Raw genomic sequence first — 503 nt, 5'->3', positions numbered from 1 at the left:
GAGTTAATTAACAATGGAATAGCTGTAATCTCATTGCTTTTATCATCTACTTTTACCTGACCTAAAGAAATTCCATTAGCGGCAGACCAGGCGGAAACCATCCATAATTTGAATCCTTCTTTTCCCGTAGTATGCTCTCCATCACATTGGCTTGGACCACGCATGAGCTTGCCATCTATAGCTACAACGCCTTTCACCTCCTGACAGACTTGTTTTACCCAGTTACGAAAGATCAACTCAAAATACTCGGGCTTTATTATACTGAAGAATCTATTAAAAGTATCATGACTGGGGATGAACTCCAGGTCAGGTATGCGACTTTTGAAAAAAGCAATTTTCGCATTGCCAAATTCCTCAATCTCATTCCAGGATTGGGCGCCACAGATTACAGCAGCAATGGATATATAGATAATGGTTTCCATTTTATGTACTTTTTTGCGGTTCATCCTAGGATCTTCTATTTGTTTACAAAGGTCAATTATGCCAATTTTCATGTTAGTTTA

1 protein-coding gene is annotated in these 503 nt (G+C 38.6%); it reads right to left on the bottom strand.

The genetic code is table 11. The features are described 5' to 3' along the window. Positions 1 to 494, bottom strand: a 494-nt coding sequence (locus KQP79_RS26100; protein WP_413541953.1) for an ISAs1 family transposase, incomplete at its 3' end; no start/stop codon positions are given. Positions 495 to 503 lie beyond the last annotated feature (9 nt).

The sequence above is a fragment of the Bacteroides sp. DH3716P genome, assembly GCF_025914115.1.
In the GTDB taxonomy this organism is placed as follows: Bacteria; Bacteroidota; Bacteroidia; order Bacteroidales; family Bacteroidaceae; genus Bacteroides; species Bacteroides ovatus.
Note: the sequence above shows the minus strand (reverse complement) of the source record. Positions and strands in the feature narration are given on the sequence as shown.